The following is a 17,309-nucleotide window of genomic DNA, read 5'->3' on the forward strand; positions in this document are numbered from 1 at the left end:
TTCTTATGCTTTTGCTGCGCCGGCTGTCGATCAAAAATAAACTGATGCTGAGCATGGGGCTATGCCTGCTGCTGTTCATTATCATCTCGTCCACGCTCAGCATCGTCATGAGCAGCAAGAACAGCCGGGAGCGCGTGGTGGAGCAGGAGCTGCCCGCGCAGATCGGCGAAATCCGCAACGACATCCAGCGCCAGATTGCGCAGCCGCTGTCGGTGTCGCTGACGCTGGCCAACAACACCTTCCTGCATGGCTGGGAGGAGGCGGGCGCGCCGGACGAGGGCGTGGCGGGTTGGCAAAAGGAGGCCGCGCAGCTGAAGGCAAAGAACCAGGCGGCCACGGTGTTCTGGGTGTCGCACGGCACCGGCAAGTATTTCACCGACAAGGGCTATGACCGCACGCTGGGCAAGGACAAGGCCAGCGACCAGTGGTTCTACGACTTCCTCAACAGCGGCAAGGCCTACACGCTGGACCTGGACAAGGACGTCAGCGCCGACAGCTATATGTTGTTCATCAACACCCGCGTGCAGACGGGCGGCGGCAAGCTGGGTGTGGCGGGCCTGGGACTGAGCGTGAATTCGCTGGCGCAGGCCGTGCGCGCCTACAAGCTGGGCAAGTCCGGCTTTGTCTACCTGGTGCGCGCGAACGGCACGGTGGTGGTGCACCGCAATCCCGCGCTGGGGGACGGCAAGCATCTGCTGAAGGACGTGCCGGGCTTCACGCCGGAGCTGAGCAAGACGCTGCTGAACGGCGAGAAGTTTGCGCACGCCACCTACAAGAGCGCGGAAGGCACGCAGTTTGTGGCGTCCTCCTTCATTCCGGAGCTGAACCTGTACGTGCTGGCGGAAGTGCCGGAACATGAAGTATTGGGCAATATTGTGCGCTCGGCCACCATTTCCTCGCTGATTGCGGCGCTGGTGGGCGGCGGCATAGGCCTGTTCGCCATCTACCTGATCGCCCGGGCCATCGCCGCGCCGGTGATGCGCGCCGCCGAAATGCTGGGCGATATCGCCAGCGGCGACGGCGACTTGAGCCGCCGCATGCCGGTGGAGTCGGAGGACGAAATCGGCGCGCTGGCGTCGGCGTTCAACCGCTTCGTGTCGTCGCTGAACGGCACCATCCTCAAGGTGCGCGACAGCACGCAGCTGATCAGCACTGCTTCGAGCGAAATCGCCACCGGCAATTTCGACCTGTCCGCGCGCACCGAGCACCAGGCGTCCAACCTGGAGGAAACCGCCGCCGCGATGGAGCAGCTCACGTCCACCGTCAAGCAGAACACCGCCAACGCGGAGGAGGCCAACAAGCTGGTGTCGGCCACCACGTCCGCAGCGGTCAAGGGCGGCACGGTGGTGACGCAGGTGGTGGACATGATGGGCGAGATTACGGCCAGCTCGCGCAAGATGTCGGACATTATCGGCGTTATCGACGGGATCGCCTTCCAGACCAATATCCTGGCCTTGAACGCGGCGGTGGAAGCGGCGCGCGCGGGCGAGCAGGGGCGCGGGTTTGCGGTGGTGGCGTCCGAAGTGCGCAACCTGGCGCAGCGCTCGGCCGCTGCGGCCAAGGAGATCAAGGAGCTGATCGTTGATTCGGTGGCCAAGGTGGAGGCGGGCGGCAAGCTGGCCGACACGGCGGGCGCCGCCATGACCGAGATCGTGGCGTCGGTGCAGCACGTCGCCACGCTGATGGTGGAGATCACGTCGGCCAGCCACGAACAGAGCGACGGCATCGGCCAGGTCAACCAGTCCATTATCCAGATGGACGACGCCACGCAGCAGAACGCCGCGCTGGTCGAGCAGGCCGCCGCCGCCGCGCAGTCGCTGCAGGAGCAGGCGGCGATGCTGGATCAGGTGGTGGGCATCTTCAAGCTGGACGAAGCCGGCGCCACGCGCTCGCACGGGGGGGCTCCGAGCAGCGCGCTGGCGCTGCGCTAGCTTATTTCGGCGCGGACTTGGGAGCTACCCGCCAGATCTCGCCCGTCACGTCGTCGTCCACCAGCAGCGAGCCGTCGTTCTGTACCATCACGGACGACGGCCGTCCCCACACTTCCTTGTCGCTGATGACAAATCCCGTCATGAAGTCCTGGTACTGCCCGGTGGGCACGCCGTTCTTCATGAACACGCGCACGACTTTCGAGCCCGTACGCGTGGCGCGGTTCCACGATCCATGCAGGGCGAGGAACAGGTCGCCGTCGTAGGCGGCAGGGAAGGCCGCGCGGGCTGCGGCCGGAGCCTGGTACATCACCATGCCGAGCGGCGCGGAATGCGCGGTGAGCAGCAGGTCGGGTGCGGTGACTTTGGCTTTCAAGTCGGGCCGCTGTCTTTGCAGGCGCGGTTCCTCGTGGCCGCCGATGTAGTGCCACGGCCAGCCGTAGTGGGCGCCGCCCTTTACGCGCGTCAGATAGTCCGGCGGCAGGTTATCACCCAGCATATCGCGCTCGTTCACGCTGCACAGCAGTTCGCCGGTGCGCGGATGCAGATACATGCCCACGCAGTTGCGCAAGCCGGTGGCGTGGGTGCGCTTGTTCTTGCCGTCCGCGTCGAACGCCAGCACCAGCGCGCGGTCGAGCTCCGTACCCCAGGCGGCGCCCAACCCGTGCTTGGCTTCCCATTGCGCCAGCGGCTCCGGCGGCGTGGCGCCTATGCCTTCGGCCACATTCGAGGCCGAGCCGATGGACAGGTACATGGTCTTGCTGTCGGCCGAGAACACCAGGGTGCGCGACGAATGGCTGCCGGTTTCCGCCGTCAGGGTAGGCACCACTACTTCCGGCTCGCCGCTGGCCACAAGGTCGCCGTTGCGGTAGGGGAAGCGCACGATGGAGTTCACGTTAGCCACGTACAGGTATCGCGGATTCGGTCCCACGGGCCAGAAGGCGAAGCCGAAAGGGCGGTCCAGCTTGGACGCGAACACGGTCACCGTGTCCGCCTTTTCTCCGGTCGACGAACGGAATACCTTGATGAGTCGCTTGGTGGTCGAGGAAATGAAGATATCGCCGTTAGGCGCCTTCGCCATCACGCGGCCCCGGTCCGGATCGGTGGCCCACAGGCTGGCGCTGAAATTCTCAGGCACCGACGGCAGCGCGCCTTCGGGACGGGGAACGTTGCGGGGACTGTTGCCGGCGCTGGCGCTGGCAAATGGCGGCGGCAGGTCGGCCACGCGCACTTCGTGCATGCGTCCGGGCTTGTCGTCGCTCCAGTGTTCCTCCCCGGCGGCGGCTGCCGCCTGGGGCGGCGCTGAGGCTGCCGGCGCAGCCTTTGCCGCTACCGCCTTGCCCTTCGCGGAAGCGAGATAGGCCAGCAGCGCGCGGCGGTCATCCGGCTGCGCCACGGCGACGGGCATGGTGGTGCCGGGGACGTAAGCGGCGGGGTCATTCAGGAACAGGTCCAATTCCCGCGCGGTCCAGTGGCCGCCTTTCGCGCCCAGGGCGGACAGGGCATTGGAATAGGCAAACCCCGGCACGCCTGCGGCCTTGCGTCCCACCACATTGAACAGCGGCGGCCCGGCCAGCGTGGCCATGTCGGGCGACGCGGTGTGGCACATGGCGCAGTTGTTCTGGAAAATACGCTTGCCGTCGGCAGCGCTGGGGCCTGCGGCATGGGCGGCTGTTGCCAGTGCCATGCCGAGGACAGAGAAGGCGAGTCTGGTTGTGGTGTGTGAATGCATGGCTTGCCTGGCTCCGTTACGGTATGGGCAAACATCATTTCACAGTTCAGTTGTCTCGCCTATCTCCCGGCTTTCTTTAGTCAATAATATGATTAAAAGCCTGGGGCCGCGCTCAGAACAGGCGGCTCAGGTCCGGACGCGTGGCTAGCGCCTGCTGCACGATGGCGGTGACCTTGGCGCGTTCGGAGCCTTGCAGCGGCTGGCGCGGACGGCGCACCATCTCGTTGCCCACGCCGACCAGCGCTTCCACCAGCTTCAGGTTTTGTACCAGCTTGGTGGAGACGTCCAGGTGCAGCAGCGGCATGAACCACTGATACAGCGCCAGCGCTTCGTCGTAGCGCTTGGCCTTCATCAATTTGTACAGCGCCACGGTTTCGGCCGGGAAGGCCACCACCAGGCCGGCCAGCAGGCCGTCCGCGCCCACGGCGAGGCCTTCAAAGGACAGGTCGTCCACGCCCATGAACAGCTGGTAGCGCGTGCCCACGGCGTTGCGCAGGTCGGTGATGCGGCGGATATTGTCGGTCGATTCCTTGATGGCGACGATGTGCTCGCAGTCCGCCAGTTCCTGGAAGTCTTCCGGCGTCAGGTCCACCTTGTAGGTCACAGGGTTGTTGTAGACCATGATGGGCAGCTTGGCGGCAGTGGCGATGGTGCGCAGGTTGTCCTTCGCTTCGCGCGCGTCTGCCGCGTACAGCACCGAAGGCATGACCATGAAGCCGTCCACACCCAGTTCGCGCGCCTGCTCCACGTAGCGGATGGCGTTGGTGGTGCGGGTTTCGGACACATTGGCCAGCACCGGCACGCGGCCGTTGGATACCTTCACGGCGGTTTTCGCCACGGCCAGCTTTTCCTCCAGCGACAGCGTGCTGGCTTCACCCAGCGAGCCGCAGGTGACCATGCCGTGCACGCCGTTCTGGATCTGGAACTCGAAATGCTTTTCCATCTCGGCGTGGTCCAGCTCCTCGTTGGCGTGGAATTTGGTGGTCACTGCCGGGAATATGCCCTGCCATTTTGCTGCGCTCATGCTGATCTCCTGAGGTTATGAGTGGATGATGCTATCGACGCGTGCCGGTGTGATCGGAACGCGTACCGAATCGGGCCGCCAGCCGTACAGCGTGGCGGTGGCGTTGCCGCAGATGCGTCCCTGGCATGGACCCATGCCGCAGCGCTTATGCAGCTTGGCGCTGCGCCAGCTGCCGTGCTGGCGCAGTTCGCCGTGACAAACGTCCTCGCAGCGGCAAACGATGGTGGCGTCGTCCGCCAGTGCCGCAATCTCGGGGCGCAGGGCGAAGGCGCGCGCGAGGCGCTGTGCAAAGGCTTGCCAGCGCGCTCGGCGGCGGAAGTGGCGCCGGGCCAGGTCTTCGCGGCCGATGGCGGCCAGGCCGGCGATGCGGCCTTCCGCCAGCGCCTTGTCCACGCCGCCCGCTCCGGTTCCTTCGCCGGCGCAGTAGATGCCGGGCATGCTGGTTTGCTGGTATTCGTCCACCGTCGCGGCCTGCGTGGCAGGGCCGGCATCGCAGCCCAGCGCCATGGCCAGTTCCGGGCTCGGAACGAGGCCGTAGCCGCAGGCGAGGTAGTCGCAGGCGATGGTCATGGACGTGCCTTCGCGGCACATCAGCTTTACGCTTTGCAGGCCGCCGTCGCCTGCGGCGGAGCTGACATAGCTGTCGTAGTAGTAGGGGACGCCGCTCAGGCGGCCTTTCAGCCGCAGCGCCTGGGCGATCTTGGACGGCGTGGCCAGCAGCCCAGCCGCAAAGCGCGCCAGGCGGAACAAGGGCGCCTGCTCGACAATGGCTTCCACGTGGGCGCCTTGCTTTACCAGCGTTGCGGCAACCGCCAGCAGCAGCGGACCGGAGCCTGCGACCACGACGCGCTTGCCCGCCAAGGGATAGCCGCCCTTGGCCAATGCCTGCAGTCCGCCAGCGCCGGTTACGCCCGGCAGTGTCCAGCCGGGGAAGGGCAGCAGCAGTTCGCGTGCGCCGGTGGCGAGGATCAGGCGCTGGTAGCACAGCGTGGCTGCGCCGCCGGGCGACTGCACCAGCAACTGGCCCGGCCCGGGCGCGTACAGCACGCGGGACTGGGACATGAAGGTCACGTTGGGAGCGGCCAGCAGCTCGCGCGACAGCTTGCGGGCGCGGTAGTCCCGCTGCTTGTCCGCGCCGCCGCGCCAGATCTGGCCGCCGCTCAGCGGATTGTCGTCCACGATGCAGATGGCCGCATCGGGCGCATGCATGGCCGCCGCATGGGCCGCCGCCAGGCCTGCCGGGCCGGCGCCGATAATGAGGACGTCGAACAGCTGTTTCATGCGGCGCTCCGGGCGAGTGCTGTTTCCACCACCATGCCGGGTTCGCACAGCGTCTGGCAGGAGAGCTGGTGCTGGCGGCCATTGATGGTGACGCGGCATTCATGGCACACGCCCATGCCGCACAAAGGCCCGCGCAGCATGCCGCTGACGGAGCGGCGCGTAACGGCCGGCGCATGCACATTGGCGGCCATGGCGATGGCGGCGATGACGGTGGCGCCCGCCGGCGCCTCTGTCTTCTGCCCGTCGATGGTGAGGGAAATCGGCTCAGCCATGGGCATGCCTCATCTGCGAAAAGCGGCTGGGTAGATAGGGCATGTGCGGAATCGCTGCCGCTTCGCCGCACATCTGCGCCGCCACCAACTGGGCCGTGGCCAGCGAGGTGGTGATGCCCAAGCCTTCATGGCCGGTAGCCAGCCACAGGCCGGCGCGGGCCGGGTGGGGGCCGATAATGGGCAGGCCGTCCGGGCTCGCCGCGCGCAAGCCGGTCCAGCAGCGCAGCACGTTCATATTGGCCAGCGCAGGTGTGAAGGTTGCTGCGTGACGCAGCATGCGCGCCATCATGGCGTGTTCCACTGCGGGATCGGTGGTGCCGAACTGGCGCGAGGAACCGATCAGGATCTGGCCCGTGGGGCGGGGCTGCAGGTTGAAGGCCACCGAGTCGCCGCTGGCCGCGTGGGCGCTCTTGATGTAGCCGAGTTCCACCAGCTGGTGCCGGATAAAGCCGGGATAGCGGTCAGTGATGGCTACGTGGCCTTTCTTCGGCTGCACCGGCAGTTCCGGCACCAGCGCGGCGGAGCGCGAACCTGCCGCAACCAGCACGCGGCCGGGATGCAAACGGGTTCCGTCCGCCAAAACCACGCTGCCGTCTGCATTGACGTGGTGGACGCTGCCGTTCACAAGCGCCGCGCCGCGCGCCACGGCGCGGTCCATCAGCAGGCGCGCGCTCTTGGGCGGATACACCAGGCCGTCGCCGTTGACCAGCAGGCCGCCTGCGAGGCCGGGCCGCAACTGCGGTTCCCGCTCGTACAGGCTGACCGCGTCCAGCATGGCGCAGGAAAGGCCATGCGCCGTCAAGGTCTTTGCCTTGACGCGCGCTGCGGCCATTTCTTCGTCGTCAGCGGCCACCCAGATGGTGCCGCACCGGCTGTATTCGTGCCGTTCCGGATGCTCGGCCACGAACTCGCGCCACAGCTCCAGCGACCATGCGGACAGCGCCAGTTCCGCTTCGTTGTCGTCCATGACCACGAGGTGTCCCATGCCCGCCGCCGTGGCGCCGGAGCCCACCACGTCCTGCTCCACCACGGTCACGCGCAAGCCGCGCGCGGACAGGGCGTCGGCACAGGCGGCGCCTATGATGCCGCCGCCGATAATCAGCACGTCGGGAGAGGGAGATGTCACCGTATGCCCCATACCAGCGGGTCCGACGGATCGAGTATCAGCGTGGCCTGCGAGTTCACCCAGGCCTGGCCGCGTATGCTCGGTATCAGCTTGCCGCCGGCGAGGCGGTACGAGCCTTCGAACACGCTGCCGACGATGCTTTCCTGCCGCCAGATGGCGCCTTCGGCCAGCTTGCCGTCGGCCGCCAGGCAGGCCAGCTTGGCGCTGGTGCCGGTGCCGCAAGGCGAGCGGTCATAGGCGTTTCCGGGGCAGAGCACGAAGTTCTGGCTGTCCGCGCCGTTGCGCGAGGCGGCGAACAGCTCAATATGGTCGATCTCCGCGCCGCCGTCGCCGGTCACGCCGGCCGCAACCAGTGCCTGGCGCACGGCGGACGTGAACGCCGTCAGCGCGCCCGCGTTGGACACCTGCAGTTCCAGCCCGTGGTCCGCCACCAGGAAGAACCAGTTGCCGCCCCAGGCCACGTCCCCGGTCACGCTGCCGTGGCCGGGCACCTGCACCGTCACCGCGTGCTGCGCGCGGCAGGCCGCCACGTTTTGCACGGTGACGCTGCCGTCCGCATGCAGTTCCGCCTCCACCACTCCCACAGGCGTATCGATACGGTGCACGCCCACGCCGATGCGGCCCATGTAGGCCAGCGTCGCCACCAGGCCTATGGTGCCGTGGCCGCACATGCCGAGGTAGCCCACGTTGTTGAAGAAGATGACGCCTGCTGCACAATCGGCCGCGTGCGGCTCGCACAGCAGCGCGCCCACCAGCACGTCCGATCCGCGCGGCTCGCACACCACGGCGGAGCGGAAATTGTCGTGTTCGCGGCGCAGCAGTTCCAGGCGCTCATGCAAAGGCCCGCTGCCGAGTTCCGGCCCGCCGGCGGTGACCAGGCGGGTGGGTTCGCCGCCCGTGTGGGAGTCGATAATGGAGATGGTTTTCATGCTGAAATGATAGGCTTTCGCCAGCCAGCCGTCTTGCAGGCGTTGCGCATCAAAGATGACGAAATCGGCACAATCGCTGCGCGGCGCAGGCGCGCCGTGCGAGAATGCGGCCATGGCTACTGCGAAAAAAGGGGGCGCCCGCCTGGCTCTGGGCGCGCATATCGCCGACGTGTTCTTTGCCGAGCCGCTGTTCGACGCGCTGCCAGACGTGGTGTTCTTTGTCAAGGACGCGCAAGGACGCTACGTGGTGGTGAACCAGACCCTGGTGAAGCGCTGCGGCTTGAAGCACAAGGATGCGCTGCTGGGCCGGACGTCGGCAGAAGTGTTTGCGCGGCCGTTCGGCCAGAACTATCTGGCGCAGGACGAGGCGGTGCTGGCGGGCGGCGCCGAGATCGCGGACCAGCTGGAGCTGCACCTGTATCCGAACCGGGATCCAGGCTGGTGCCTGACGCGCAAGACGGCCTTGCGCGACGCGTCCGGCGCCATCGTGGGCCTGACCGGCATTTCACGCGATCTGGCGATGGAGGACAGGAAGAATTCGGCCTACCACAAGGTGGCGGCGGCGGCGCGGCTGATACAGGAGCGCTATGACCAGCCCTTGCCGCTGCCGGAGCTGGCGCGCACCGCGAATATGTCGGTGGCGCAGCTGGAGCGGTATTTCCTGCGCATTTACCAGCTCACGCCGCGCCAGGTGATTATCAAGACCCGGCTGGACGCGGCATCGCGCATGCTGGCCGGGGAGGGCAGCGTGGCGGAGATTGCCCTGGCTTGCGGCTATGGAGACCATAGCGCTTTCACCCGGCAGTTCCGCGCCACCGTGGGCGTGACGCCGACTCAGTACCGGCGGGTTACGGCTGGCGCCTAACCCGCCCTACGCAGTTCCGCCAATATCGTTCGGCATTGCGTAGGGCGGGTTAGCGCAGCGTAACCCGCCAGTGCCTCAGCCTTCCTCGCGCCAGCGTCGCAGCCACACGGCGCCGGCGATCATGGCCACGCCGGCCGCCACGCCCACCCACAGCGCCGGATTGCCCAGCGTGCCCCACGAGGCCGAGAACAGGTCCGCCGCCTGGATATGGTTTTCGCCTTCGCGCACCAGGGTTTGCGGATTGACCTTGCTGAACATGAACCACGAACCCGGCGCCACGCCCAGCAGGATGCGGCTGACGATGTGCTCCATGAACCAGCCCTGCGGCATGCCCAGTGCGAAGATCTTGTTGGTCCACGCGATCAGCGCCGCAGTGACCAGCGGTGCGCCCACGGCCCACAGGAATACCTTCGAACGCGCCCAGCTCGACACCAGCAGCAGCCAGCCGACGGTCGGCAGCGCCCACAGCATGTACACCGGCAGCAGGCCCAGAAGGCGCAGCGGCGACAGGTAGAAGCTGGCCGACGACACGACCGGACCAAACATGTTCAGCCCATGCAGCGCCATGCTGGCGCCTGCCATCAGCACAATGGCCAGCGACAGGATGATGCCGACCAGCGCCGCCACCAGCGGCAGCACCACCAGCGCCAGGGCCACCTTGGACAGCACCGTCGTCAGGTCCGACACCGGCAGCGATTTCCAGAACAGCAGGCTGCGGTCGCGGCGGTCATCGTGCAGGGCACCGAGGCAATAGAAGAACACCAGGAAGCCCAGCATCACCAGTATAGGCATCGCGGCCAGCGTGTAGAACTCGGCGATCATGGCCACCACCGTGTCGCGCGCCTGGCCGCCCAGCTCCACGCTCAATTTGCCGCCGCCTTCGCCGCCGAAGCTCACGTTGCGGCCCATGAGCAGGCCGCCCAGCGTCATCAGCGCGATCAGGCCCGCCACCACGGCCGGCGCCCACAGCACCATGCCCTTGTGCTCCCACAGCTCGCGCTTGATCAGCCATTTCATCGTTTTCATTCGTAGCTCCCTTTCATGGTGGCGACAAACAGGTCCGCGACGCTCGGGGTGCGGATCTCGCCGAATTTTTCAAGCTGCGTGCGCGAGGCGCCGTCGAACAGCATCACGGCCTTGCCGAACACGTTGCGCTGTGTCATCGGCGCCAGCGCGGTGGCGGCGGTGATGTACTGCGGCTCCACCATCACCTCCGTGTAGCGGTCGCCGATTTCCTCCATCGACGCCGCCAGCGTGATCTTGCCGTCGCGGATGAACATCAGGTCGGTCAGGATGTTTTCCACTTCCTCGATCTGGTGCGTGGTGATGATGATGGTCTTGTTCTCGTCGAAGTAGTCCTCCAGCAGATTCTGGTAGAACTGCTTGCGGTACAGGATGTCCAGGCCCAGCGTGGGCTCGTCCAGCACCAGCAGCTTGGCGTCGATGGCCATCACCAGCGCCAGGTGCAGCTGCACGATCATGCCCTTGGACATGGCCTTGACCTTCATCTCCGGCTCCAGCTTGGTGTGCGCCAGGTAGCGCTCCGCCTTGGCGCGGTTGAAGCGCGGGTGCACGCCTTCCACGAAGTCGATGGCGTCCGTCACCTTCAGCCAGCGCGGCAGGATGGCCACGTCGGCGATGAAGCACACCTCGTTCATCAGCGCGTCGCGCTGCGTGCTCGGATTCATGCCCAGCACGGACAGTTCGCCTTCATACCGGGTCAGGCCGAGGATGGCTTTCAGGGTAGTGGTCTTGCCCGAGCCGTTGGGACCGATCAGGCCGATGATGCGGCCCGCCTGGATCTCGAAGCTGGCCTGGTCCAGCGCCAGTTTTTTTCCATAGCGCTTGCTCAGGTTGCGCGCGGTGATCAAGGCGCTCATGCCGATGCTCCCGGCGGCGTGCCCGGCTGGGCGGCGGCGCGCAGCAGCTGCTCCAGGTCCAGCCCCAGGCGGCGGATGCGCTCCACCATGGCGGGCCATTCTTCGCGTACAAAACGGTCGCGTTCGGTTGCCAGCAGTTTTTCGTGCGCGCCTTCGGTAACGTACATGCCTAACCCCCTTCGCTTTTCAACCAGGCTCTCGTCCACCAGTTCCTGGTAGGCCTTGGATACGGTAATTGGATTCAATTGGTAATCGGCGGCGATCTGCCGTACTGAGGGCAGGGCGTCGCCCGGCTTGAGCAAGCCGTCCAGCATCATGCCGAGCACCCGCTCCTTGAGCTGGCGATAGATCGGCGCGTTGTCATTCCACATACATGCGTCCTCCGTAGGTGATGTGATGAAGTGGTGTTGTAGTGAACTATAACACTAGATTTGCGCGCCGCAAGTGTTTTTTTTGCATGGCTTCAGGACAGGCGTTGCAGCAGGGCGACGGCGTTGGCGGCGGCGGCGCCGGAGGCGGTGTTGTCGAAGATGCACCACGCGTCACGGCCGTCGCCCACGCGGCCGGCCAGGCTGGCGGCGGCCTGGTCCAGGAAACTGTCTTCGTAGGACGAGTAGTAGATGCGCGGGCTGCCGTGCAGGCGCGCATAGGTGGCGCCGGTGGTGGCCACGTGCGGCCCGGGCTGGCCCTTGGGCGGATCGGCGATCACGCGGGTCACTTGCGCGGCCTGCAGCAGGGCCGTGGCCTCGTCGCCGAACCAGCTTGGGTGGCGCGCTTCGCACGCGATCATGCAGCCGAAATTTTCCCGGACCAGTGCGAAGAAGCCGGTTGCGGTGGCTGCGTCGAGCTGGAGGCTGGGCGGCAACTGCACCAGCACGCAGCCCAGCTTTTCTCCCAGGCCGGTTGTTTCGGCGGCGAACTGCCGCATGGCTTCGGCGCAGTCTTGCAGGCGCAGCTCGTGCGTCATGCGCTTGGGCGCCTTGACGGCGAAGCGGAAGCTGTCCGGCACGCTGGCGGCCCAGCGTTCATAGGTCTGCGGCTGGTGCGGGCGGTAGAACGACGAGTTGATTTCGGCGGCGTTCAGCACGGCGGCATAGCGCTGCAAATGGCTGCCCTCGCCGGGGAAGGCGGCGCCCGCAGCCTTGGGTATGGACCAGCCCGCGCATCCGATTCGTGCCAATGCCATAGCGCCTCCGCCGTAGATGAAATACACTCTACGGCACCCGGGCGCAGCATGTCGCCCGCTTTACAGGACAAGCAATGACATTACATCCGCAACGCCGCCGCCTGCTCGCCGTGCTGGCCGCCTCCCTGGCAGCCGGCCTGCTGGCTTCCTGCGCCGGCATGATAGGCCCGCGCCAGTTTGAATTGCCGCTGGAGCGGCTGCAGAAAAACCTGGGCCAGCGCTTCCCCGTGCACCACCGCGTACTGGGCGTGTTTGACGTCCAGCTCAGCAATCCCCAACTGAGCAGCGTGGGGCAGAACGACCGCGTGGCGTTGTCGGCCGAGCTGAGCGTATCGCCGATACTGGTGCGGCAGACGTGGCGCGGCAACATTGCGCTGTCCGGAAGGCTGGTGGTGGATAATGTGCGCAACGCGGTTTTCCTCAGCGACGCGCAGGTGGACCGTTTCGCCATCGACGGCATGGCCGAGTCGCAGCAGCGCCAGATCACCGGCGCGGGCAACATCCTGGCCGACAAGCTGATACGTGACGTGCCGCTGTACAGCTTCAAGCCGGAAGACCTGCGCTACGCAGGCGTGCAGTTTGTGGCCACCGGCATCCGCACCACGCCGGGTTCTTTGGTGGTGATGCTGGAACCGGTTAAATAAAGAAGCGGGGCTGTGACAAAGCGCGTACATTCGGCCCGCCAGTTGCAGCCATAATGCAGCCTTTTGTTCACCGAGGTTTTGCTATGCCGTTTATTGGTGTTGGAATCCACGTACTGATCGCTCTGTATTTCGCCGTGCACGCCGTCCGCTCCGGGCAGCAGATGTACTGGCTGTTTGTGCTGTTCTCTTTCCCGCTGCTGGGCAGCGTGGTCTACTTCCTCGCCATCTACCTGCCCAATTCGCGGCTTGAGCACGGCGCGCGCAGGGCCGTTGCCGCAGCGGCGCGCACGCTCGATCCCGGCCGCGAACTGCGCGAAGCGCGCGCCGCCTTCGAATACACGCCCACCGCGCAGAACCAGATGCGCCTGGCGCAGGCCCAGCTTGAGGCGGGCGCCGCGTCGGACGCCGCCGCCACGTACGACGCCTGCCTGTCCGGCGCCTTCGGCAACGACCTGGAAATCCGCCGTGGCGCCGCGCGCGCCAACCTGGCCTGCGGCCGGGTAGCCGAAGCCATCGCCCACCTCGAATTCATCGCCCGGACCGATAGCGGCTTCCGCGCCGAAGAAGTGGCGCTGCTGCGGGCGCAGGCGCTGGGCGCCAGCGGCCGCAAGGACGAAGCCAAAGCCGCCTTCGAAGACGCGCTGAAGCGCTTCGGCAGCTTCAATGTGCGCGCCGAATACGCCATCTGGGCCATGTCGGTCGGCGACACGTCGATGGCCACCATGCTGCGCCCCGAACTGGAGCGCGTCATGCAGCGCTGGAGCCGCCACAACCGCGAACTGAACGCCGACATGATCCGCCGCCTGAAGTCCGCTTATGGTTCCTGATACGCAATCCGCTACGAATTGATCAATTCTGGCGTTGCTTGTTAAACTGACTGATGGTGCTTTGGACCGGGCGTTTTTTATAGCAGGGTTCGTCATTCCAATCTGTTTTTGGTTTCTTGATTCAGTGGCATAGCAGGGTATGCAATATGAGGATCTTCGTAAGCTACACATTGCGCGATGGCCTGGTTACTGCCGAACTGCTTGCAGGGCTGCATCGTCACTTGGCTGGAATAGGCAGTCCTTTTATTCACGCCATTGAGGCGCCCCGCCTCAGATGCCAGCAGCTCGCTGTACTTTGGGCGCTGTTGCGCAGCCGTGCTGTGGTGCTGGTTGTTTCCCCTTCCGTACAGCAGTCGCCCTGGGTGAGGCTGGAACTAGCGCTGGGGCGTTTTCTGAGGCACCCCATCATTCCTGTTGATGTATCTGTGCTCCGGCATCAGCGGGCGCTGCTTAACAAAGATGCGACATGACGACACTGTCCCACCATCTGCTGACCGAGGCGTACAACAACGCCTGGGCCAATCACCGCCTGCTGAAAGCCTGCGCGCAATTGAGCCAGGAGGAATTCGAGGCCAGGCGCACCAGCTTTTTTCCGTCGATCAAGGCAACGCTGAACCACATCCTCACCGTGGACTGGTTTTACATCGATGCGCTGGAACGGGAGATGCGCGGCGCGGAGCCGCATCCGAACTACCTGAGTTTCTTTGAGCGCGACGAGCCTTGCGGCACTTGCGCCGAATTGCGCGCCGCGCAGAAGGACGCGGACCGGCGCCTGATTGAGTACTGCCGGCAGCTCAAGGATGATGAGCTGGGCCGCGTGGTGACCATCATGCGCACAGGCTCGATTCAACGCGACAAACGCTACCGCCTGCTGGCGCATGTGTTCCAGCACCAGACCCACCATCGCGGCCAGGTGCACGCCATGCTGTCCGGCACGCACGTGGCGCCGCCGCAGCTCGACGAGTTCTTCAGCGCCGGCGAAGCGGACGAGCGCGCACAGGACTTTGCTGAGCTGGGCTGGACCGAAAAAATGATATGGGGCTGATCCCCCGAGGAGACTGGCCATGAGCATCACCATTACCGCGTTCGACCGCTCCCCGGATCGGGGCCGGTCATTGCGGCCTGTGTCGCGCGCGGCGAGTTAGCTGCTGCCGCGCTGTATCAGTTCAAAGCCCGTATTGACGGAGCGCGCAGGCTGCGCTTTGGCCGCGCCGTCCAGGCGCTCGAGTATGGCCTGCGCCGCCGCCGCGCCGATGCGCGCGCCGTCCACCCGCACCGTGGACAGCGGAGGAACGGTGTGGCTGGAAAAATTCAGGTCGCCAAAGCCCATCACCGCCAGCTTGCCCGGCACGTCCAGGCCCCGGCTGCCCGCCTCGATCAGGGCGCCGTGCGCCAGGTTGTCCGAGCTGCAGACAATGGCGTCGAGGTCCGGATGCGCGTCCAGCAGCCGCGCCGCGCCTTCGCGCCCCGCAGGCAAGGTGCCCGGCACCGCCGCCGTATGCGTGGCCATCACGCTGATGCCTTGCTTGGCCAGCGCCACTTGCAGGCCCTGGTTGCGGCGCGCGGCGCGCGGGTCGCCCGCGGTGAGGATGGCGAAGCGCTTGCGCCCGCGCTGCAGCAGATGGGTTGCCGTCGCATGGCCCACTTCCTCGTGCGAAAAGCCGATCACCGTGTCGATAGGCGAGGCCGTCATGTCCCAGGTTTCCACCACCGGCGTGCCGGCCTGCTGCAGGCGGCGGCGCGTGCTGTCGGTGTGCAGGGTGCCGGTCAGGATGATGCCGTCCGGGCGACGGCTCAATATGGTCTCCACCAGTATCTCCTCGCGCCATTCCTCATAGCCCGAAAAGCCCAGCAGCAGCTGGTATCCCGCTTCGGTCAGCGTGTCGCTCGTGCCTTGCACCATGTCGGCAAAGATCTGGTTGGAGATGGTGGGCAGCACCAGCGCCACCAGCTTGCTGCGGCTGGACGCCAGCGCGCCGGGCTGCATATTCTTGGCGTAGCCGGTTTCCTGCACCGCCGCCTGCACCTTGGCCAGCGTGTTGGGGCGCACCAGGTGTGGCTGGTTCAGCGCGCGCGACACCGTGATGGGCGACACGCCCGCCACCCTGGCCACGTCCACCAGCGTGGCGCCGCTCACTTGCAGCTGCGCGGTGGGGGTGGTCAGCAATCGAAGTTCCGGCAGGTCTTTTTGCATGTTGTACGACGACTCCGCTTAATTATGGTAGGATTTGATGTAAGTACTTGGAACTATATATCATTTTCAATCATTTGGAGGCAAAGATGCAGAATTCCACCCCAGTGGTCACAGCCATGCGCGTCATTCCCGTGGCAGGCCGCGACGGCATGCTGCTCAACCTGAGCGGCGCGCACGGCCCATATTTCACCCGCAATATCGTGCTGATCACGGACAGCGCCGGCAACACCGGCGTGGGTGAGGTGCCGGGCGGCGAGGCGATCCGCAAGACGCTGGAAGACGCGCAGGCCATGGTGGTGGGACAATCCATCGGCAACTACAAAGCCGTCCTGAACGCCGCGCGCACCGCCTTCGCCGAGCGCGACTCGGCCGGCCGCGGCCTGCAGACCTTCGACCTGCGCATTGCCATCCACGCCGTCACCGCGCTGGAATCGGCGTTGCTGGACCTGCTGGGCCAGTTCCTGAACGTGCCGATGTGCGCCTTGCTGGGCGACGGCCAGCAGCGCGGTGTAGTGCCGGTGCTGGGCTATCTGTTCTACGTGGGCGACCGCACCGTGACCGACCTGCCTTACAACAGCGAGCCGGATGCGGCGGACGACTGGCTGCGCCTGCGCCACGAGAAGGCGATGACGCCGGAAGCGGTGGTGGCGCTGGCCGAAGCGGCCTATGCGCGCTATGGCTTCAAGGACTTCAAGCTGAAGGGCGGCGTGCTGCGCGGCGAGGAGGAGATCGAGGCGGTGACGGCGCTGGCCGAGCGCTTCCCGGACGCGCGCATCACCCTGGACCCGAACGGCGCCTGGTCGCTCAAGGACGCGATCCGCCTGTGCCGCGACCAGCACCACGTGCTGGCCTACGCGGAAGACCCGTGCGGCGCCGAGAACGGCTACTCCGGCCGCGAAGTGATGGCCGAGTTCCGCCGCGCCACCGGCCTGCGCACCGCCACCAATATGATCGCCACCGACTGGCGCGAAATGGGCCACTCCATCCAGCTGCAATCGGTGGACATTCCGCTGGCCGATCCGCATTTCTGGACCATGCAGGGTTCCGTGCGCGTGGCGCAGATGTGCAATGAGTGGGGCCTGACCTGGGGCTCGCATTCGAACAACCACTTCGACATTTCGCTGGCCATGTTCACCCATGTCGCCGCTGCGGCGCCGGGCAACATCACCGCCATCGACACGCACTGGATCTGGCAGGACGGCCAGCGCCTGACCAAGGCACCGCTGCAAATCCAGGGTGGCCAGATCAGCGTGCCGGCCAAGGCCGGCCTGGGCGTGGAAGTGGATATGGACGCCATCGAAGCGGCGCACCAGACCTATCTCGGCATGGGCCTGGGCGCGCGCGACGACGCGGTGGCCATGCAGTTCTACTTCCCCGGCTGGAAGTTCGACAACAAGCGCCCGAGCTTCGTGCGTTGAATT

General features: G+C 65.9%; 18 protein-coding genes. 7 read left to right on the forward strand and 11 right to left on the reverse strand.

The window, feature by feature from the left end; translation table 11 throughout:
• The first annotated feature begins 5 nt into the window (after window positions 1-5).
• Entirely contained in the window at window positions 6-1,931 is a 1,926-nt protein-coding gene (locus KT882_RS12990) for a methyl-accepting chemotaxis protein (protein WP_228896066.1), read from the forward strand.
• A 1-nt stretch (window position 1,932) separates the two neighbouring features.
• On the opposite strand, the gene KT882_RS12995 is transcribed toward KT882_RS12990, so the two are convergent.
• The 6 genes from KT882_RS12995 to KT882_RS13020 all read right to left on the reverse strand — a co-directional run bounded on the left by KT882_RS12995 (window position 1,933) and on the right by KT882_RS13020 (window position 8,292).
• Window positions 1,933-3,615: a PQQ-dependent sugar dehydrogenase gene (locus KT882_RS12995; RefSeq protein ID WP_228896068.1), complete on the reverse strand. Its 1,683-nt coding sequence runs from the start codon at window positions 3,613-3,615 to the stop codon at window positions 1,933-1,935.
• Between the two features lie 157 nt (window positions 3,616-3,772).
• Window positions 3,773-4,684: a dihydrodipicolinate synthase family protein gene (locus KT882_RS13000; RefSeq protein WP_228896070.1), complete on the reverse strand. Its 912-nt coding sequence runs from the start codon at window positions 4,682-4,684 to the stop codon at window positions 3,773-3,775.
• Window positions 4,685-4,699: 15 nt separating this feature from the next.
• Window positions 4,700-5,965, reverse strand: a complete 1,266-nt coding sequence (locus KT882_RS13005) for an FAD-dependent oxidoreductase (RefSeq protein ID WP_161072110.1) — start codon at window positions 5,963-5,965, stop codon at window positions 4,700-4,702.
• Window positions 5,962-6,237 carry a (2Fe-2S)-binding protein gene (locus KT882_RS13010; protein WP_161072109.1) on the reverse strand — a complete coding sequence of 92 codons (276 nt, stop codon included), beginning with the start codon at window positions 6,235-6,237 and terminating at the stop codon, window positions 5,962-5,964. Before KT882_RS13010 ends, KT882_RS13005 begins: the two co-directional genes overlap by 4 nt.
• Window positions 6,230-7,363: an NAD(P)/FAD-dependent oxidoreductase gene (locus KT882_RS13015; RefSeq protein ID WP_371869346.1), complete on the reverse strand. Its 1,134-nt coding sequence runs from the start codon at window positions 7,361-7,363 to the stop codon at window positions 6,230-6,232. The genes KT882_RS13010 and KT882_RS13015 overlap by 8 nt, the downstream gene beginning before the upstream one ends.
• Window positions 7,360-8,292 (reverse strand): 4-hydroxyproline epimerase, encoded by a 933-nt coding sequence (locus KT882_RS13020; protein WP_161072202.1) that lies wholly within the window; start codon window positions 8,290-8,292, stop codon window positions 7,360-7,362. Before KT882_RS13020 ends, KT882_RS13015 begins: the two co-directional genes overlap by 4 nt.
• A gap of 112 nt (window positions 8,293-8,404) precedes the next feature.
• Here KT882_RS13020 and KT882_RS13025 point away from each other — a divergent pair, with 112 nt between their 5' ends.
• Complete coding sequence (locus KT882_RS13025) at window positions 8,405-9,157, forward strand: AraC family transcriptional regulator (RefSeq protein WP_161072107.1); 753 nt, start codon at window positions 8,405-8,407, stop codon at window positions 9,155-9,157.
• Between the two features lie 75 nt (window positions 9,158-9,232).
• Here KT882_RS13025 and KT882_RS13030 read toward each other — a convergent pair whose 3' ends face one another.
• The 4 genes from KT882_RS13030 to KT882_RS13045 form a co-directional block, all read right to left on the reverse strand.
• Window positions 9,233-10,183, reverse strand: coding sequence for a hypothetical protein (locus KT882_RS13030; RefSeq protein ID WP_228896073.1), 951 nt, complete (start codon window positions 10,181-10,183; stop codon window positions 9,233-9,235).
• Complete coding sequence (locus KT882_RS13035; protein ID WP_228896074.1) at window positions 10,180-11,037, reverse strand: ABC transporter ATP-binding protein; 858 nt, start codon at window positions 11,035-11,037, stop codon at window positions 10,180-10,182. Before KT882_RS13035 ends, KT882_RS13030 begins: the two co-directional genes overlap by 4 nt.
• Window positions 11,034-11,408, reverse strand: a complete 375-nt coding sequence (locus tag KT882_RS13040; protein WP_161072104.1) for a GntR family transcriptional regulator — start codon at window positions 11,406-11,408, stop codon at window positions 11,034-11,036. The genes KT882_RS13035 and KT882_RS13040 overlap by 4 nt, the downstream gene beginning before the upstream one ends.
• Window positions 11,409-11,500: 92 nt before the next feature.
• Window positions 11,501-12,223, reverse strand: a complete 723-nt coding sequence (locus KT882_RS13045) for a DUF72 domain-containing protein (protein ID WP_161072103.1) — start codon at window positions 12,221-12,223, stop codon at window positions 11,501-11,503.
• A gap of 74 nt (window positions 12,224-12,297) precedes the next feature.
• On the opposite strand from KT882_RS13045, the gene KT882_RS13050 reads away from it, so the two are divergent.
• From KT882_RS13050 to KT882_RS13065, 4 genes are all read left to right on the forward strand, one after another.
• On the forward strand, window positions 12,298-12,867 hold the full coding sequence (locus KT882_RS13050; RefSeq protein WP_161072102.1) for a DUF1439 domain-containing protein: 570 nt from the start codon (window positions 12,298-12,300) through the stop codon (window positions 12,865-12,867).
• 134 nt (window positions 12,868-13,001) lie between these two features.
• On the forward strand, window positions 13,002-13,694 hold the full coding sequence (locus KT882_RS13055) for a hypothetical protein (RefSeq protein WP_321170358.1): 693 nt from the start codon (window positions 13,002-13,004) through the stop codon (window positions 13,692-13,694).
• A 146-nt stretch (window positions 13,695-13,840) separates the two neighbouring features.
• Window positions 13,841-14,164 carry a toll/interleukin-1 receptor domain-containing protein gene (locus KT882_RS13060; RefSeq protein WP_228896078.1) on the forward strand — a complete coding sequence of 108 codons (324 nt, stop codon included), beginning with the start codon at window positions 13,841-13,843 and terminating at the stop codon, window positions 14,162-14,164.
• The gene (locus KT882_RS13065) at window positions 14,161-14,739 is read left to right on the forward strand and encodes a DinB family protein (protein ID WP_228896080.1); all 579 of its coding nucleotides are present in this window, start codon (window positions 14,161-14,163) and stop codon (window positions 14,737-14,739) included. The genes KT882_RS13060 and KT882_RS13065 overlap by 4 nt, the downstream gene beginning before the upstream one ends.
• A 96-nt stretch (window positions 14,740-14,835) precedes the next feature.
• On the opposite strand, the gene KT882_RS13070 is transcribed toward KT882_RS13065, so the two are convergent.
• Window positions 14,836-15,888 carry a LacI family DNA-binding transcriptional regulator gene (locus KT882_RS13070; RefSeq protein ID WP_161072099.1) on the reverse strand — a complete coding sequence of 351 codons (1,053 nt, stop codon included), beginning with the start codon at window positions 15,886-15,888 and terminating at the stop codon, window positions 14,836-14,838.
• Window positions 15,889-15,974: 86 nt separating this feature from the next.
• On the opposite strand from KT882_RS13070, the gene gudD reads away from it, so the two are divergent.
• Complete coding sequence (gudD, locus tag KT882_RS13075; RefSeq protein WP_228896082.1) at window positions 15,975-17,306, forward strand: glucarate dehydratase; 1,332 nt, start codon at window positions 15,975-15,977, stop codon at window positions 17,304-17,306.
• The last annotated feature ends 3 nt before the right edge of the window (window positions 17,307-17,309 follow it).

The sequence above is a fragment of the Pseudoduganella aquatica genome (genome assembly GCF_020865585.1).
GTDB lineage: Bacteria > Pseudomonadota > Gammaproteobacteria > Burkholderiales > Burkholderiaceae_D > Rugamonas > Rugamonas aquatica_A.

Excerpts from the sequence above, each read along its gene's own strand:
- KT882_RS13060 (WP_228896078.1), top strand. The coding sequence starts at position 13,841 with ATGAGGATCTTCGTAAGCTACACATTGCGCGATGGCCTGGTTACTGCC.
- KT882_RS13020 (WP_161072202.1), bottom strand. The coding sequence starts at position 8,292 with ATGAAAACCATCTCCATTATCGACTCCCACACGGGCGGCGAACCCACC.
- KT882_RS13005 (WP_161072110.1), bottom strand. The coding sequence starts at position 5,965 with ATGAAACAGCTGTTCGACGTCCTCATTATCGGCGCCGGCCCGGCAGGC.
- KT882_RS13000 (WP_228896070.1), bottom strand. The coding sequence starts at position 4,684 with ATGAGCGCAGCAAAATGGCAGGGCATATTCCCGGCAGTGACCACCAAA.
- gudD (WP_228896082.1), top strand. The coding sequence starts at position 15,975 with ATGCAGAATTCCACCCCAGTGGTCACAGCCATGCGCGTCATTCCCGTG.
- KT882_RS13050 (WP_161072102.1), top strand. The coding sequence starts at position 12,298 with ATGACATTACATCCGCAACGCCGCCGCCTGCTCGCCGTGCTGGCCGCC.
- KT882_RS12995 (WP_228896068.1), bottom strand. The coding sequence starts at position 3,615 with ATGGCACTGGCAACAGCCGCCCATGCCGCAGGCCCCAGCGCTGCCGAC.
- KT882_RS13010 (WP_161072109.1), bottom strand. The coding sequence starts at position 6,237 with ATGGCTGAGCCGATTTCCCTCACCATCGACGGGCAGAAGACAGAGGCG.
- KT882_RS13065 (WP_228896080.1), top strand. The coding sequence starts at position 14,161 with ATGACGACACTGTCCCACCATCTGCTGACCGAGGCGTACAACAACGCC.
- KT882_RS13040 (WP_161072104.1), bottom strand. The coding sequence starts at position 11,408 with ATGTGGAATGACAACGCGCCGATCTATCGCCAGCTCAAGGAGCGGGTG.
- KT882_RS13025 (WP_161072107.1), top strand. The coding sequence starts at position 8,405 with ATGGCTACTGCGAAAAAAGGGGGCGCCCGCCTGGCTCTGGGCGCGCAT.
- KT882_RS13035 (WP_228896074.1), bottom strand. The coding sequence starts at position 11,037 with ATGAGCGCCTTGATCACCGCGCGCAACCTGAGCAAGCGCTATGGAAAA.
- KT882_RS13030 (WP_228896073.1), bottom strand. The coding sequence starts at position 10,183 with ATGAAAACGATGAAATGGCTGATCAAGCGCGAGCTGTGGGAGCACAAG.
- KT882_RS13045 (WP_161072103.1), bottom strand. The coding sequence starts at position 12,223 with ATGGCATTGGCACGAATCGGATGCGCGGGCTGGTCCATACCCAAGGCT.
- KT882_RS13070 (WP_161072099.1), bottom strand. The coding sequence starts at position 15,888 with ATGCAAAAAGACCTGCCGGAACTTCGATTGCTGACCACCCCCACCGCG.
- KT882_RS12990 (WP_228896066.1), top strand. The coding sequence starts at position 6 with ATGCTTTTGCTGCGCCGGCTGTCGATCAAAAATAAACTGATGCTGAGC.